Raw genomic sequence first — 15,906 nt, 5'->3', positions numbered from 1 at the left:
GGTCCCGTACCGTGTGCGGGGATGTACGTATGTGAGGGAGGCGGGAACACATGGCCGCGAAGGACCGGGACCGGTTCTCGACCGCGACCCGGATCAAACTGATCGGCGAGCAGACCGCCGCCCGTGTCTACCGCTCCCAGACCCGCCGTCAGGCCCGCCGCTCCCGGCTCACCGGCCGCGCGGCCTTCCTCGCCCTGGTCGTCTGCTCGCTGGTGGTGGCGCTCGCCTACCCCATGCGGCAGTACGTCTCCCAGCGCGGCGAGATCGCCGACCAGGAGCGGCAGGCCGCCGAGGCCGCCGAGCGGGTCGAGGAGCTGCGCGACGAGAAGGCCCGGCTCCAGGACCCGGCGTACGTCCGCCGCCTGGCCCGCGAGCACCTGCACTACGTCATGCCGGGCGAGACCGGCTTCACCGTGAACGACCCCGACGCCGAGCGGGCCCGGCGCACCGATCAGGGCGCGGCCGACCGCCCCTGGTACTCCGACCTCTGGGACGGCGTCGACCACGCCGACGCGCGCCGCTGACGCGACGACGCGAGATGATGGCCCCCCGGGCCACTCGGCCCCGGACCCACCGGCCCATCGACCGCCACCGACGAGAAGACAAGACGCCGCATGGAAACGCCTCCTCCGCAGACCGAACGCACCGAGCCGACCGAGGCGGACGTCGCCGCCTTCCAGGCGCAGCTCGGCCGCCCGCCCCGGGGCCTGCGCGCCATCGCGCACCGCTGCCCCTGCGGCAACCCGGACGTCGTCGAGACCGCTCCGCGGCTGCCCGACGGCACCCCCTTCCCGACCACGTACTACCTGACCTGCCCCCGCGCCGCCTCGGCGATCGGCACGCTCGAGGCCAACGGGGTCATGAAGGAGATGCAGGCCCGGCTCGCGACCGACCCCGAGCTGGCCGACGCCTACCGGGCCGCGCACGAGGACTACATCGCCCGCCGGGACGCCATCGAGGTCCTGGAGGGTTTCCCCAGCGCCGGCGGCATGCCCGACCGGGTCAAGTGTCTGCACGTCCTGGTCGGCCACTCGCTGGCCGCGGGGCCGGGTGTGAACCCGCTGGGCGACGAGGCGCTCGCGATGCTGCCGGAGTGGTGGGCCAAGGGGCCCTGCGTCGACCCGTGCGGGGAGAGGGAAGGCGCCGAATGACCCGGGTCGCGGGCATCGACTGCGGTACGAACTCCATCCGCCTCCTGGTCGCCGACGTCGACCCCGAGACGGGTGAGCTGATCGAGCTCGACCGGCGGATGACGATCGTCCGGCTCGGCCAGGGCGTCGACAAGACCGGCCGGCTCGCGCCCGAGGCGCTGGAGCGGACCTTCGCGGCCTGCCGCGAGTACGCCGCCGTCATCAGGGAACTGGGCGCCGGGCGGCTCCGTTTCGTGGCCACTTCGGCCTCGCGCGACGCGGAGAACCGGGACGAGTTCGTGCGGGGCGTGCTGGACATCCTGGGCGTGGAGCCCGAGGTGATCTCCGGCGACGAGGAGGCCGAGTTCTCCTTCACCGGCGCCACGGCGGAACTGCACGGCACGGAGACGTACCTGGTCGTGGACATCGGCGGCGGCTCCACGGAGTTCGTCGTCGGCAACAAGCACGTCGAGGCGGCCCGTTCGGTCGACATCGGCTGCGTCCGCCTCACCGAGCGGCACGTCCGCGCCGACCCGCCGACCGCCGAGGAGATCGCCGCGATCCGCGCCGACGTCCGGGCCGCGCTGGACCTGGCCGCCGAGACGGTGCCGATCACGGAGGCCGACACCCTCGTGGGCCTCGCCGGTTCGGTCACGACGGTCGCCGCGATCGCGCTGGGCCTGCGGGAGTACGACTCCGAGCGGATCCACCGCTCCCGGATCTCGTACGAGCAGGTCGCCGACGTCGTCGGTCGGCTGCTGACCTCGACCCACGAGGAGCGCGCCGCGATCTCCGTGATGCACCCGGGACGGGTCGACGTCATCGCCGCCGGGGCGCTGGTGCTGCTCGAGATCATGGAGCGGATCGGGGCCCGTGAGGTCGTCGTCAGCGAGCACGACATCCTCGACGGGATCGCCCTGTCCGTGGCATGAAGGCCACCCCGTGACCCCTCTGCGGAGGTCCACCTGGGCCTCGAGTGGGCCGGGAGGCGGCCCCGGCCGGGAAAGTTCGTGAAGTTCTTCACAAGGAAAAGAGCCCCGAGGGGGTCTCTGGAGGCCCTTCAGGGGCTTCCGGGCCCCTGTCGGGGCTCTTTCGCAGGCCCGCGGCCCCGTTCGCTCGATGTTTCCATCGGGTGAACGGGGGCTGTGGTTCAGCGTTAATTACCGCTCTCCGGGCCAGTTCAATGGGGGTGAACAACGTTCACCCATGCACCCTGGTTCCTTTGCTTCAACATGACCTGGGTCACGTGGGCGGCGGAGTGTAGCAGAGGTATTCCAAGAGCTTGTGAAGGGGCGCACGAGCGACCCCCCTGAGTGGGGTGGATACTCGATGCATGAGCACCACGGAGCGTCCCAGGATCCTCGTTGTAGGCGGTGGGTACGTAGGCCTGTACGCAGCTCGACGCATTCTCAAGAAGATGCGTTACGGCGAGGCGACCGTCACGGTCGTCGACCCGCGCTCGTACATGACGTACCAGCCCTTCCTCCCCGAAGCCGCCGCAGGCAGCATCTCGCCGCGTCACGTCGTCGTCCCGCTGCGACGCGTCGTGCGCGGAGCCGAGGTGCTCACCGGTCGCGTCACCACCATCGATCAGGACCGCAAGGTCGCCACGGTCGCGCCGCTCGTCGGCGAGGCCTACGAGCTGCCCTTCGACTACCTGGTCATCGCGATGGGCGCGGTCTCCCGTACCTTCCCGATCCCCGGCCTGGCCGAGCAGGGCATCGGCATGAAGGGCGTGGAGGAGGCCATCGGCCTCCGCAACCACGTCCTGGAGCAGCTGGACAAGGCCGACTCGACGACCGACGAGGAGGTCCGCCGCAAGGCGCTGACCTTCGTCTTCGTGGGCGGCGGCTTCGCCGGCGCGGAGACCATCGGCGAGGTCGAGGACATGGCCCGCGACGCGGCGAAGTACTACACCAACGTGAAGCGCGAGGACATGCGCTTCATCCTGGTCGACGCCGCCGACAAGATCCTTCCCGAGGTCGGCCCGGAGCTGGGCCGCTGGGGCAAGGAGCACCTCGAGGGCCGCGGTGTCGAGATCTACCTCTCGACGTCGATGGACTCCTGCGTCGACGGCCATGTCGTGCTGAAGAACGGCCTCGAGGTCGACTCCAACACGATCGTGTGGACCGCTGGTGTGAAGCCGAACCCGGCGCTCGCCCGCTTCGGTCTCCCGCTCGGCCCGCGCGGCCACGTGGACACCTCCGAGAAGCTCCAGGTCCAGGGCACCGACTACATCTGGGCCGCGGGCGACAACGCCCAGGTCCCGGACGTGGCCGCCCGCAAGGCCGGTGTCGAGAACGCCTGGTGCCCGCCGAACGCCCAGCACGCGCTGCGTCAGGCGAAGGTCCTCGGCGACAACGTGGTCTCCGGCATGCGGGGCTTCCCGCAGAAGACGTACGAGCACTCCAACAAGGGTGCGGTGGCGGGCCTCGGTCTCCACAAGGGCGTCGCGATGATCGTCATGGGCAAGATGAAGATCAGGCTCAAGGGCCGTCTCGCCTGGTACATGCACCGTGGCTACCACGGCATGGCCGTCCCGACCTGGAACCGCAAGATCCGCGTCTTCGCCGACTGGACCCTCGCGATGTTCCTCAAGCGCGAGGTCGTCTCCCTCGGTGCGATGGAGACGCCGCGCGAGGAGTTCTACGAGGCCGCCAAGCCCGCTCCGGCACCCGCCGCCCCGGCGAACCAGGAGAAGGCCAAGGCCTCCTAGTTCCACCGCGTCGACAGCAGTACCCGAAGGACCGTAAGTGCCGAAGGGCCGTCCGCCATCCGTGGTGCGGACGGCCCTTCGGCATGTCCGCCCGGGTGTTTTGCCGAGTCGTTGCGTGACGGCGGGACTGCATTCGCCTACTGAGGGTGTTTACGTGGTGACGAGCAATCTGGGGCACGACATCACGGAGGTGTGCACCATGGCCGACGCCGCGTTGCGGCTGACCACTCTCGCGGAGGAACTCCTGGGGGCTCCGCTCCCCGTGCGGCTGCGAGCTTGGGACGGCAGTGAAGCGGGCCCCGCGGGCGGCCCCGTCCTGATCGTCCGGCACCGCCGCGCCCTGCGCCGGCTGCTGTGGAAGCCCGGCGAACTGGGCCTGGCCCGTGCCTGGGTGGCCGGTGAGATCGACGTCGAGGGGGACCTGTACGAGGTCCTGGACCGGCTCGCAGGGCTGATCTGGGAGCGTGGCGAGGAGACCAGGAGTGTCCTGGAGACCGTCCGCGACCCGCGGCTGCGCGCCGCGGCGCGCGGCCTGGTGAAGATGGCCGGGCCCCTGCCGCCCCCGCCGCCGCCCACCGAGGAGGTGCGGCGGCGCACCGGCGCCCTGCACACCAAGCGCCGGGACAAGCAGGCGATCAGTCACCACTACGACGTGGGCAACGACTTCTACGCGCTGGTCCTCGGGCCCTCGATGGTCTACTCGTGCGCGTACTGGACGCAGGACGGGACGCTGGAGGACGCCCAGCGCGACAAGCTGGACCTCATCGCCCGCAAGCTGAACCTGAAGGAGGGCGACCGGCTCCTCGACGTCGGCTGCGGCTGGGGTTCCATGGCCGTCCACGCGGCCCGGGAGTACGGCGCCCGGGTCGTCGGCATCACCCTCTCCCGCGAGCAGGCCGTCTTCGCCCGCAAGCGGATCGCCGAGGAGGGACTGACCGACCGGATCGAGATCCGCGTCCAGGACTACCGGGACGTCAAGGACGGTCCGTACGACGCGATCTCCTCCATCGGCATGGCGGAACACGTCGGTCAGGTCCGCTACCGCGAGTACGCCGACACGCTCTACGCCCTCCTCAGACCGGGCGGCCGGCTGCTCAACCATCAGATCTCGCGCCGCCCCGAGCCGGACGAGGCGACGTACGAGATCGATCCGTTCATCGACGCCTACGTCTTCCCGGACGGCGAACTGGCCCCGATGGGACGGACCTTGAGCACCCTGGAGGACGCGGGCTTCGAGGTCCGGGACGTGGAGGCCATCCGTGAGCACTACGCGCTGACGCTGCGCCGCTGGGTGGCGAATCTGGAGCGCGACTGGTCGCGGGCGGTCCGGATGGTCTCGCCGGGCCGCGCGCGGGTCTGGCGGCTCTACATGGCCGCCTCCGCGGTCTCCTTCGAGCGCAACCGGATCGGCGTGAACCAGTTCCTCGCCGTGAAGACGCCGGAGGGCGGCCGGTCCGGCGTGGCGCTGCGGACCCGGGTGTGGAACGAGCAGACCGGGCGTTGATACCTTCGGGCCTTCGGGCTCGTCGAGGGCGGGGCGCCGGTGCCGACCGACGCCCCGCCTCTCTTTCTTGAGTCCGAAATGTCATGGATATGCCATTCGGACGGAGACCGTCACCCGTGCACCGCCCCACCCGCTACTTCCTCGCCCTCGCCGCCGCGAGCGGCCTGCTGGCCCTCGCCGCCGTGCCGGGCAGCGCCACCCCGGCCGCCGCCCCCGCGGCCGAGGCGGCCGCCGCCGTCACGACCACCGCCACCTTCAACGACCCCGCCGGCGACACCACCGCCCAGAACCGGGTCCGCGACCACATCGTCGACCTGATCAGCCAGGCGCCCGCCGGCTCCAGCATCACGGCCGGGCTCTACACCTTCACCGACGACAGCGTCACCGACGCCCTCGGCGCCGCGAAGACCCGCGGTGTCGACGTCCGCATCGTCATCGACCACACCTCCGTGACGATGACCGGCGGCGAGTACGACCGCCTCGCCACGCGCCTGGGCACGGACCGCACCCAGGGTTCCTGGGTCCTCGCCTGCCCCGCCGGCCGCGGCTGCATCGGCAGCAGGAAGCTGCCCAGCGACAGCGACGGCGCCATCAACCACAACAAGTTCTTCCTCTTCTCCTCCACCGGCGGCGCGAGCGACGTGGTCGTGCAGACCTCCGCCAACATGACCGGTGTCCAGCGCACCGACCTGTTCAACAACGCCGTCACCATCGTCGACACCGGCCTCTACGGCAGCTACCAGGCGTACTTCGCCGACCTGGTGAAGTACGGCACCTCCGCCGGGCTCGACCACTACTACAAGACCCCGGTCAGCGGCGCGTACAAGACGTACTTCTTCCCCCGCAAGGAGGCCGCGGGCACGTCGTACGACAACGACGCCTCCACCGACACGATCAAGCTGATCCTCGACAAGGTCAGCTGTGCGGGCGGCACCCAGGTGCGCATGGCGGCCAACCTCTTCACCCGTGACGAGATCGCCACCAAGATGGTCGCCCTGAAGAACGCGGGCTGCTCGGTGATCCTGGCCCACGACGGCTACCCCGACTCGATGGGCACCACCGTGGAGTCGATCATCTCCGGCAAGCTCACCCAGCGCGTCCAGTGCTACGAGGACCGGGGCACCGGCGTCGCCAAGGCCGGCCTGCACTCCAAGTACCTGCTCGTGGAGGGCACGTACGACGGTGTGGCCGGCAAGAAGCTGGTGTGGACCGGCAGCCACAACTACACCTACCCGGCCCTGCGGGCCAACGACGAGACCCTGCTGAAGATCGACAACGCGACGCTCTTCGGCCAGTACAAGGCGAACCACGAGCACCTGATGACCTACTGCGCGGGCAGCTGACCGCACCCATGCCGAAGGGCCGGGCTCCCCGCGGGGGAACCCGGCCCTTCGGCGTACGTACCGACTCCGCCGCTCAGCTGCTTGCCTGCTCGGCTACTCGGCCTTGATGGCGTTCAGCATGTTCAGCTTCGCGGCGCTGCGCGCCGGCCACATCGCGGCCAGCACACCGACCAGTCCGGCCAGGACCAGGAAGACGCCGATCCGGTCCCACGGCAGCACCAGCGCGTAACCCGGCAGGGAGCTCTTGAGGGTCTCGCCGATCGCCCAGCCGAGGAACGCCCCGAGCCCGATGCCGACGACCGCGCCGAAGAGCGAGATGACGACGGCCTCCAGACGGACCATCCGCTTCACCCGGCGCCGGTCCAGACCGATCGCCCGCAGCATGCCGATCTCCTGCTGCCGCTCGAACACCGACATGGCCAGTGTGTTCACGACGCCCAGGATCGCGATGATCAGGGCCATCGCCAGCAGGCCGTACATGATGTTCAGGAGCATGTTGATCTGGCCGCCGAACAGGTCACGGATGTCCTTCTGGTCCATGACGGTGACGGCCGGGTTGTCGCCCATGGCCTTCGCGAGCGCCTTCTCGTTGGCCGCGGAGGCGCCGCCGTCCATCGAGACGAAGATCTGCGGGATGTAGGACTGCTGCTCGTGGGCGGTGATGATCTCCGCGTCGATCAGGACCGGCGAGACGAACTCGCTGTCCTCGTAGACCGCGCCGACCGTCAGCTTCCCCTTCTTCTTGTCCACGTACTCGACCGGCAGCGTGTCGCCGACCTTCCAGCCCTGCTTGGTCGCGGTCTTCTCGGCGACCGCGATCCGCCCCTGGCCGAGCGAGTCCAGCGAGCCCTTCACGGTGTTGAGCTTGATGAGCTTCTCGATGTCGCCGGGGGTGACACCGGAGGCCGAGACGCCCTTGCCCTTCAGGGTGAGCCAGCCGGCCAGCTGCGGCGAGACGGCGGTGGCGCCGGGAGTCTTCTCTATCGCCGCGAGCGCGTCCTCGTTCATGCCCTCGCCGCTGGCCATGGAGACCAGGTAGTCCGCGCGGATCTGCTCCGTCGTCATCTTGTCCAGGGCCGCGCCGACCGTCGTACCGAGCACGGACAGGCCGGTGACCAGGGTCAGACCGATGGCGAGTGCGGAGGCGGTGGCGCCGGTACGGCGCGGGTTTCGGACCGCGTTCAGACCGGCGAGCTTGCCGGAGACCCCGAAGGCGCCGACGAACAGCGGACGGATCACGGCGATCACCGGGCGGGAGAGCAGCGGGATCAGCACGATCACGCCGATGAGGGTGACGAAGGCGCCGCCCGCGATGAACATCCGGCCATCGTCACCGCCCTTGCTCGCGCCGAGCACGATCAGGACCGCACCGAGCGCGGTGAGCGCGGCGCCGATGGAGTTGCGGACCACGAGGGACTTGGTCGACGCGGCGGCGTGGACGCTGCTCATGGCGGCGACCGGCGGGATCTTCGCGGCGCGGCGGCCCGGCAGCCAGGCGGCGAGCATCGTGATCAGGACACCGACGGAGAGCGCGGCGATGAGCGGGGTGGCGCCGAGGACCAGCGGACCGTCCGGGACCTTCAGGTCGAAGGCGTTCATGCCCGAGCGCAGCCCGACGGCCAGCGCGATGCCCATGCCGTAGCCGACCACCGAGGCGACCAGGCCGACGACGCCGGCCTCGGCGAGGACGGAGCGGGTGATCTGCTTGCGCGAGGCACCGACGGCGCGCATCAGCGCGAGCTCCTTGGTGCGCTGGGCGACCAGCATGGTGAAGGTGTTGGCGATCAGGAAGACGCCGACGAAGAGGGCGATGCCCGCGAAGCCGAGCAGCACCTGCTTCAGCGCGCCGAGCCCGGCCTCGATGTCCTTGGCCTGCTGGTCGGCGAGCGCCTGGCCGGTCTGGGCCGTGGCCGCCTCCGGGACGATCTTCAGGACCTCGTCCAGGAGCTTGTCGGCGTCCGTTCCCTTGGCGGCGACGACGGTGGCGTCCTGGTAGAAGCCCGGCTTCAGGTACTGCTGCTGCGCGACGGAGGTGTCGAAGAGGACCAGGCTGCCGCCGGCGCTGACCGCGCCGTCCTCGGTGGTGAAGACACCGGAGAGGGTGTACTCCTTCACCGGTCCGTTGGTGGCGACGCGGACGGTGTCGCCGACCTTGTAGCCGCCCTTGAGGGCGGTGTCCTTGTCGAGCGCGATCTGGCCGTCCCGCACCGGGCCGGCACCCTGGGTGAAGTCGTAGGACCGGTCCTTACCGTCGGCACCGGGTGCGAAGTTCGTGCCCTTGTTGGACCAGCCGACGCCGATCAGCTTGCCGTCCTTGTCGGGCACGCCGGCGAAGCCGTCCACCCGCCCGGAGACGGCGGCGACGCCGTCGAGCTTGCCGATGCGGTCGATGACGTCCTGCGAGAGGCCGGGGGTCTTGGCGGCGTCCTCGGGGCTCGGGTACATGCTGACGGCGACGGCCACGTCGTCGTAGCTCTTGGCCGACTGGTTGCGGAAGGCCTGGGAGAGGGTGTCGGTGAAGACCAGGGTGCCGGAGACGAAGGCCACGCCGAGCATCACGGCGAGCACGGTCATCAGCAGCCTGGCCTTGTGCGCGAGCACGTTGCGCAAGGCGGTACGGAACATGTGTGTGTCCTGGAGTGGGGCCCCTGCGGGGCGGAACGTCGAGAGGCGCGGGGTCCGGGGCGGGCGGCCCCGGAGGGGCGTCAGCTCGTGCGGCCCTTGGCGTCGAAGGCCTTCATGCGGTCGAGCACGCCGTCCGCAGTCGGGCTGAGCATCTCGTCGACGATCCGGCCGTCCGCGAGGAAGATCACCCGGTCGGCGTAGGAGGCGGCGACCGGGTCGTGGGTGACCATGACGACCGTCTGCCCCAGCTCGCGCACCGAATTGCGCAGGAAGCCCAGGACCTCCGCGCCCGAGCGCGAGTCGAGGTTTCCGGTCGGCTCGTCACCGAAGATGATCTCGGGGCGGGAGGCCAGCGCACGGGCCACGGCGACCCGCTGCTGCTGGCCGCCGGAGAGCTGCGCGGGGCGGTGGCTCAGCCGACCGGACAGGCCGATCATGTCGATGACCCGGTCCACCCACTGCTTGTCGGGCTTGCGGCCCGCGATGTCCATGGGCAGCGTGATGTTCTCCAGGGCGGTCAGCGTCGGCAGCAGGTTGAACGCCTGGAAGATGAAGCCGATCTTGTCCCGGCGCAGCTGCGTGAGCTGCTTGTCCTTCAGGGTGCCCAGCTCGGTCTCGCCGATCCGGACCGAGCCGGAGCTGAAGGAGTCCAGGCCGGCGACGCAGTGCATCAGGGTCGACTTGCCGGAGCCCGAGGGCCCCATGATCGCGGTGAACTCTCCCTGGCGGAAGTCGACGGTGACGTGGTCCAGGGCGACCACCTGGGTCTCACCCTGTCCGTAGACCTTCGAGAGATCCGTGGCGCGGGCTGCCACCGCGGTGGCGCGGGACACGGTGGGGGAGGTGGTCACGAGGGGGACTCCTGTCGGGACGGTGCGTTCGGGAACCACTCCATCGTGTCGAGCGTTGAGGCCCGGGTCGTCCGCCCACATGCCCGTTCCCGGGGCAGTCTCGAGTCGGACCGGAATGCCCGCCCCTCCTCCTGAGGTATGACGGGACCCCTGAGGCGCCCCGGTGACGCCGGGCGGGCCGGTACCCCGTGAGGGAACGCGTCAAGGGTGCGGCGACTTTCCGTCATTCCCAGGTGTGCGTCTTTGCGCCTGCGAGCCCCGTCACACTTCGTCAGATGGCCCCCCACCTGCGCTGACACACCCTCAGACGTCAATAAAATAAGACAACATCGGATCACCGTTCGGCTGAACGGGGGAAGCACCCCGATAGGCTCATGTGCCAACGCGGAGCCGCGCACCATGCCCGGATGGTGGAATGCAGACACGGCGAGCTTAAACCTCGCTGGCCTTCGGGCCGTACCGGTTCGAGTCCGGTTCCGGGCACAGCTCTCCCCGCGCTCGCCGCCGGGCTTCCTTAACGATCGTGGAAAGATCCTCCCCTAGCACTAGGGAGTTTCCTTTGCTTCCGCATTACTCTTGACGCAAGGCCGCGCAGTGCGGCCATGGAGGAGTGAGATGAGGAGCAGCAACCCGGTCTTCTCGCGACGGGGGTTCAGCCGCGACAACGCCGCCGGCTTCAACGCGCAGCAGCCGCAGGCCGGGGGCCCCGCCGTCGGAACGACCCCGTACGCCGAGGGCGCGACCAACCCGTACGCCACCAACCCGTACGCCCAGGACACCCAGCTGGGCGCCCCGCCGCAGGCCCGCGGCAATGTGATGACGATCGACGACGTCGTGAGCCGTACGGCCATGACGCTCGGTACGGTCGTGCTCACCGCGGCCCTGTCGTGGTTCCTGCTGCCGGTCGACGAGGCCAACATCGGGAAGTCCTACGGCATCGCCATCGGCGCGGCCCTGGTGGCCTTCGTCCTGGCCATGGTGCAGTCCTTCAAGCGCAAGGCCTCGCCGGCGATCATCCTGGCCTACGCGGCCTTCGAGGGCGTCTTCCTCGGCGTGATCTCCAGCGCGGTCTCGACCTACATCTCTCCCGGTGTGGTCGTCCAGGCGGTGCTCGGCACGATGGCGGTCTTCGCCGGTGTGCTGATCGCGTACAAGATGCGCTGGATCCGCGTCACCCGCCGTTTCTACGGCTTCGTGATGGCCGCGGCGATCGGCTTCATCCTGCTGATGGCCGTCAATGCGCTGTTCTCCCTCTTCGACGGCGCCGGTGACGGTCTGGGCTTCCGCAGCGGCGGCCTCGGCATCCTCTTCGGCGTGATCGGCATCATCCTGGGCGCCTGCTTCCTCGCCCTCGACTTCAAGCAGGTCGAGGACGGCGTGGCCTACGGCGCCCCGCGCGAGGAGTCCTGGCTGGCCGCGTTCGGCCTCACCCTGACGCTGGTGTGGATCTACCTGGAGATGCTGCGTCTGCTGTCGATCCTGCAGGGCGACGACTGACGCGACACCCGTGTGTGACGTGTGAGGAAGGGCCCGTCCGGCTTCGTGCCGGGGCGGGCCCTTCCGCGTCACCGGGGCGCGGCCGCGTCGAGCAGGACCCGCGCCGCGTCCTTCGCCCGGACGGCAGGCTCCGCCGAGCCCTCGATGCCCGCGAGGACCATCGCGCCGTTGGCGAGGATCGCCAGCTGGTCGGCGAGCTCCCGGGGCGCCCCGAGCGCGTCGGTCTGCTCGGCGAAGTACTGGCGCAGCGCCTGCTTGTGGCCGCGGGCGATGTCGGCGACGTCCGGGGAGATGCCGCCCATCTCGCCGAAGGTGTTGATGAAGGCGCAGCCGCGGAAGCCGGGGTCCGCGAACCAGTCGCCGAGGTAGTCGAAGACCGCGAGCGCGCGGGTGTACGGGGTGTCGGCGCGGGTGGCCCCGTGGGCGGCGATGGCCTCGCGCACGGCGCCGTCGCGGCGCTTGAGGACGGCCCAGACCAGATGGTCCTTGGAGGGGAACAGCTGGTAGAGCCGCTTGAGGGAGACGCCGGACGCCGTGCGGATGGCGTCCATGCCGACCGCCTGCACCCCGCGTTCGTCGAAGAGGGTCTCGGCGGCCTCCAGGAGCCGCAGCTCGGCGGTTTCCGTGTCCATCGTCCGTCCACTCCCTCATGCGAGCTCGGGCGCCGGGCCCCTTGCGCGCCGTGCGCGGAGAACTATCGTTCTCCTACTCTATAGGGCAGCGGGGGAACGATCGTTCTCCATTCGCGCCGACGTTCGGCGCGTCGAACGCGTCGCCCTTGCAGGAGGGGGCGGCGGCGCGCATCGCGTTGATCCGCGAGAGCTGCCTCGCGGCGCAGGTTTGCCGACCCCGTGCCTGGCAGCGACCTGAGGTCCCGCCCGCGCGTGACGGCGGTCAGCACCAGGCGCGCGTCGGCTCGCCCCGGCTCTTCCCGATCCCATGCGGGGCGGGCGCGGTACGGCCGGTCAGGCTGGATCCGCGGCACGCAGGGCTCGTGCCAGCCACTCCAGCTCCTCGGACGCGTCGGGAGACGAGTACTGTCCCCGCACGCGGGCGACGAGCCTGCGGTAACGATCCGCCCCCGCCTCGATCCCGGCCTCCAGACACAACAGCACGGCGGCCCGATCGGCGTCGCCGAACAGCTCGGACAGCACTTCGGCCGCTGCCGGTCCGTCAGGGGCGATCCCGCGTTCTCTCACCTCCGTGACGGTCTGCACGACCTGCCTGGCCCACCAGATGGACGCCCCGGGGGGACGGCCCTGCCCCGGTACGGGCGTGTTGAGCTCCATCCATGTGCGCATCCGGGCGCGGAAGCCGGGGTCCCCCACCAGCTCGGCCAGTTCGATCCAGGCGTCGACCTGCTCGGGTGTGGGGTCGTCGGGCAGTTCGATGCCGAAGGCGCGCAGGCGGTCACGCAGGCGCGGGTCGACGTCGAGACCGCCGAACACCTCCTCCTTGAACTCGTCGATGATCTGTTTGCGTTCGGCGGCGGAAAGCCGTGCCAACCGGTTCATCAGCGCCGTCTCCTCAGCGGTCGAACCACGTTTCGATACGGTGGACAGCACGGCCCGGCTCACCTTGAGGGAGCGGATCTGCGCGTCGAGTGCGGCCACGTGCGCGTCGGCGACCTCGGCGACGGTGGTGCGGCCGCTCAGGACGCGGCGCACGTCGTCGAGTCCGAGACCCAGCTCCCGCAGGGTGCGGACCAGCTCGACGCGGGCCACGGACTCGGCGTCGTACAGCCGGTAGCCGCTCGCGGAGCGGGCCACGGGCGGCACCGCTCCCTCGTCCGACCAGAAGCGCAGGGTGCGCACCGGAAGACCGGTGCGGTGCGCGAGCCGGCCGATGGTGAGCACGTCGGGGCGTTCGTCTGCCATGGGCGAGATCCTGGACCCTCCAGCCGCCGGAGACTCAAGCGCACCACCCAAGAGAACCGCCTGCACGACTGCGCAGCGCAGGGACTACTGGACCGCCTCGCCGGCCTGCCCGGCCGCGGCCTGTCCGCAGGTGAGGTGCACCGGGCGCTGACGGCCGTGCGCCCACCATCCGGTGAGTCCCGGCCGATCGCCTCGACCGCGTCGGGCCCGAGACCAGGACCTTGGGCCAGGCGGGCCTGGGCCGTGTCCGTGGAGTCCCGCCTGGCCCGCGACGCCTGGCACGCACGTTCGCCGCGTTGTCGGGATCACCCGAGTACGCCCGGTACGAGGGCGGCCCTCCGCCTTGCGATCGCACGCACCTCACGCCGCGGGCCCTGCCCTGCGGGCAGACGGCACTACTTTCCGGACCCGACCCGGGGCCGGGGCGCCGAGATCTTCGGGCCCGCCGGGGCCGGGCGTTCGCCCGGGACCTGCCGGACGCGGAGATCCACCTCCTCGACGCCGGCCACTTCGCCCTGGAGACCCACGGCGAGGAGATCGCGGCGCTGGTGCGGGATTCCTCGACCGGCACGTCCGGTCCGTGCCCGCGGAGTGAGGGGGCGGAGTGAGAGGGGCGGAGTGAGACACGGGGGCCCGCCGCGGCGGGCCCCCGCGGGGGTCAGAGCAGCCGGCGGGCCGCCCGGCGCAGGTCGTACTCGTGGATGATCGCCTTCGCGTGGCCGTACGAGAGTTCGTGTTCCCCCCGGAGCCAGCTGACCTTCTCCTCGAAGCGGACGAGGGAGGGGCCTTCCTCGACGGTACGCAGCCAGTCGGCGACTTCACGACCGGTGCAATGGGGGATACGGGCGAGCAGGTTGCGGTGGGTCTCTTCGGAGAAGACGTGGGACATTCGGCGCCTCCGGACGCATATTGCCGTGTGCTCCTTCCCGTCACCGTGCCCGAGCGCGGGCCCGTTGGCAACAGTCCCCGGACGGCGCATAGGGTCGCGGAGTGCTTGATACGAGTGAACTGACCGCCGCCGTCGAGCGGTTCGCGGACCGCCTCAGGGCCGCCCCGCAGAGCCGCCTCCAGCGGGGCGCAGCCGCCGAAGGGCTCGCGCTGGCAAGGGAGTTGGCCCTCCAGGCGCAGCGAATCGAGGAGCCGGAGGGGGCCGGGCGGATCATGCCGGACGCCGGTGTCTTCACGGTCGCCGACCAACTTGTGGTCGCCGGAAACGATCTGGCGGAGATTCTGCGAACGGCCCCGGGCGGCTCCCGGGAGCGGGAGCTGGGCGAGGCCGTGGATCTCGTACGGAAGGCGGCGGGGCGGGCGGGTCTGTAGGCCGGGCCGCCCATGAGCCGTCACGGCGGCCGGGAAGGCCGCTCGCGGGGTCAGAGGGAGGCGATCACGCGGTCGGCGAGGATGTAGACGTTCTCGTCGTCCGCGCCCCCGCAGGAGAACGTCAGGGCGTACGCGCCCGAGACGCCCGAGCCGCCGAGCAGGACCGGCGCGTGACCCGCGCGCAGCGCGTCCGCGAGCCGCTCCGCGGTCTCCCGGTGGCCGGGGGTCATGCAGAGGGTGGTGCCGTCGGCGAAGACGTACACGTCGAGCGTGCCGAGCGGGCCGGGGCGCACGTCGGTCAGCGCCGTACGCGTCTCGGCGAGCTCCTCCAGGCGGGCCACCGTGCGCTCGTGGTCGGTGACGACGGGTGTCTGGACCGGGACGAAGTCCGGGTGCGAGGGGTGGCGGCGGCGGGCCGCGGCGAGCTCCGGGGAGTCCTCGGCGTACTCGGTCAGCTCCGGGAACTCGTCCAGGACGCTGTCGGTGCCGACGCCGTCCAGCGCGGCGGCCTCGGCCTCCATCGCCTCCAGGGCCATCGCCTCCAGGCCTACGAAGTCGGCCTGGCGCGGGACGAAGAAGGGGCCGTCCTCGGCCGGGCCGGCGAGGCCCCCGAGCACGGACGGGGCGTCGGCCGCGTCCCGGGCCTCCTGTGCCGCCCAGAAGGCGCGCGCCTCGGCGAGCTCGCGCTCACGCTCCTCGGCCAGCGCCTCGGCGACCGCGGCGCGTATCTCCTCGGCCGGGGTCTGGCGCGCGTGCGGGACGGACACCCCGTGCGCGGTTGCCAGTTCGCTACGGAGAGCGGCGACCTGCTTACGGAGACCGTGGGCGGCGTGCAGGGCGGCGGCGCCCACGGCCGTGGCGGCGGCCGTGGTCACCAGCAGGGCAAGAGACATGGCGCTCACTGACGTACTCCCGATTCCGAGTCGATCCCCCGACTTCCTACATCAGCTTGTCGTGGGAGTGCGCCATCTGTCAGTGCATTACGTCACGAAATGGACAGGTATTTGTGCCTGGTGTTTAGTCCTGAAACCACTGTGACCTGG

General features: G+C 70.6%; 14 protein-coding genes, 1 tRNA gene and 1 pseudogene. 10 read left to right on the top strand and 6 right to left on the bottom strand.

From position 1 onward, the window contains the following. Positions 1-50 precede the first annotated feature (50 nt). The 6 genes from IE136_RS31650 to IE136_RS31625 all read left to right on the top strand — a co-directional run bounded on the left by IE136_RS31650 (position 51) and on the right by IE136_RS31625 (position 6,693). Positions 51-524: an FtsB family cell division protein gene (locus IE136_RS31650; RefSeq protein WP_158987962.1), complete on the top strand. Its 474-nt coding sequence runs from the start codon at positions 51-53 to the stop codon at positions 522-524. Positions 525-614: 90 nt separating this feature from the next. Beyond that, positions 615-1,151 (top strand): DUF501 domain-containing protein, encoded by a 537-nt coding sequence (locus IE136_RS31645; protein WP_158987961.1) that lies wholly within the window; start codon positions 615-617, stop codon positions 1,149-1,151. After that, entirely contained in the window at positions 1,148-2,062 is a 915-nt protein-coding gene (locus IE136_RS31640) for a Ppx/GppA phosphatase family protein (protein WP_158987960.1), read from the top strand. Before IE136_RS31645 ends, IE136_RS31640 begins: the two co-directional genes overlap by 4 nt. Before the next feature lie 401 nt (positions 2,063-2,463). Then, entirely contained in the window at positions 2,464-3,846 is a 1,383-nt protein-coding gene (locus IE136_RS31635) for an NAD(P)/FAD-dependent oxidoreductase (protein WP_158987959.1), read from the top strand. Between the two features lie 199 nt (positions 3,847-4,045). Further along, positions 4,046-5,350, top strand: a complete 1,305-nt coding sequence (locus IE136_RS31630; RefSeq protein WP_189602024.1) for an SAM-dependent methyltransferase — start codon at positions 4,046-4,048, stop codon at positions 5,348-5,350. A gap of 116 nt (positions 5,351-5,466) precedes the next feature. Then, positions 5,467-6,693, top strand: coding sequence for a phospholipase D-like domain-containing protein (locus IE136_RS31625; RefSeq protein ID WP_229819344.1), 1,227 nt, complete (start codon positions 5,467-5,469; stop codon positions 6,691-6,693). 93 nt (positions 6,694-6,786) lie between these two features. Here the strand turns inward: IE136_RS31625 and IE136_RS31620 are convergent, their stop codons facing one another. Both IE136_RS31620 and IE136_RS31615 read right to left on the bottom strand, forming a co-directional pair. Continuing rightward, entirely contained in the window at positions 6,787-9,318 is a 2,532-nt protein-coding gene (locus IE136_RS31620; protein WP_158987957.1) for an ABC transporter permease, read from the bottom strand. Between the two features lie 80 nt (positions 9,319-9,398). Next, positions 9,399-10,169: an ABC transporter ATP-binding protein gene (locus tag IE136_RS31615; RefSeq protein ID WP_158987956.1), complete on the bottom strand. Its 771-nt coding sequence runs from the start codon at positions 10,167-10,169 to the stop codon at positions 9,399-9,401. Between the two features lie 401 nt (positions 10,170-10,570). Here IE136_RS31615 and IE136_RS31610 point away from each other — a divergent pair. Both IE136_RS31610 and IE136_RS31605 read left to right on the top strand, forming a co-directional pair. Continuing rightward, positions 10,571-10,652: transfer RNA gene (locus IE136_RS31610), tRNA-Leu, on the top strand. Between the two features lie 132 nt (positions 10,653-10,784). Then, positions 10,785-11,666, top strand: a complete 882-nt coding sequence (locus tag IE136_RS31605; protein WP_158987955.1) for a Bax inhibitor-1/YccA family protein — start codon at positions 10,785-10,787, stop codon at positions 11,664-11,666. Between the two features lie 68 nt (positions 11,667-11,734). Here the strand turns inward: IE136_RS31605 and IE136_RS31600 are convergent, their stop codons facing one another. Both IE136_RS31600 and IE136_RS31595 read right to left on the bottom strand, forming a co-directional pair. Continuing rightward, the gene (locus IE136_RS31600) at positions 11,735-12,298 is read right to left on the bottom strand and encodes a TetR/AcrR family transcriptional regulator (protein WP_158987954.1); all 564 of its coding nucleotides are present in this window, start codon (positions 12,296-12,298) and stop codon (positions 11,735-11,737) included. A 333-nt stretch (positions 12,299-12,631) separates the two neighbouring features. Then, entirely contained in the window at positions 12,632-13,543 is a 912-nt protein-coding gene (locus IE136_RS31595; RefSeq protein ID WP_158987953.1) for a helix-turn-helix domain-containing protein, read from the bottom strand. A gap of 417 nt (positions 13,544-13,960) precedes the next feature. Between IE136_RS31595 and IE136_RS36880 the strand changes: the two are divergent. Then, positions 13,961-14,151: pseudogene (locus IE136_RS36880) on the top strand (alpha/beta fold hydrolase); the annotation flags it as partial. Positions 14,152-14,201: 50 nt separating this feature from the next. On the opposite strand, the gene IE136_RS31590 reads toward IE136_RS36880, so the two are convergent. Then, positions 14,202-14,432, bottom strand: a complete 231-nt coding sequence (locus tag IE136_RS31590; protein WP_158987952.1) for a DUF4287 domain-containing protein — start codon at positions 14,430-14,432, stop codon at positions 14,202-14,204. Positions 14,433-14,533: 101 nt separating this feature from the next. On the opposite strand from IE136_RS31590, the gene IE136_RS31585 reads away from it, so the two are divergent. Next, on the top strand, positions 14,534-14,863 hold the full coding sequence (locus IE136_RS31585) for a hypothetical protein (protein WP_158987951.1): 330 nt from the start codon (positions 14,534-14,536) through the stop codon (positions 14,861-14,863). 50 nt (positions 14,864-14,913) lie between these two features. Here IE136_RS31585 and IE136_RS31580 read toward each other — a convergent pair whose 3' ends face one another. Further along, positions 14,914-15,756 carry a hypothetical protein gene (locus IE136_RS31580; RefSeq protein ID WP_189602005.1) on the bottom strand — a complete coding sequence of 281 codons (843 nt, stop codon included), beginning with the start codon at positions 15,754-15,756 and terminating at the stop codon, positions 14,914-14,916. Positions 15,757-15,906 lie beyond the last annotated feature (150 nt).

Origin of the sequence: Streptomyces lateritius (assembly GCF_014649715.1) — a bacterium.
Lineage (GTDB): Bacteria > Actinomycetota > Actinomycetes > Streptomycetales > Streptomycetaceae > Streptomyces > Streptomyces lateritius.
The sequence above is the reverse complement of the archived record's forward strand: the minus strand, read 5'-3'. Positions and strand labels throughout refer to the sequence as shown.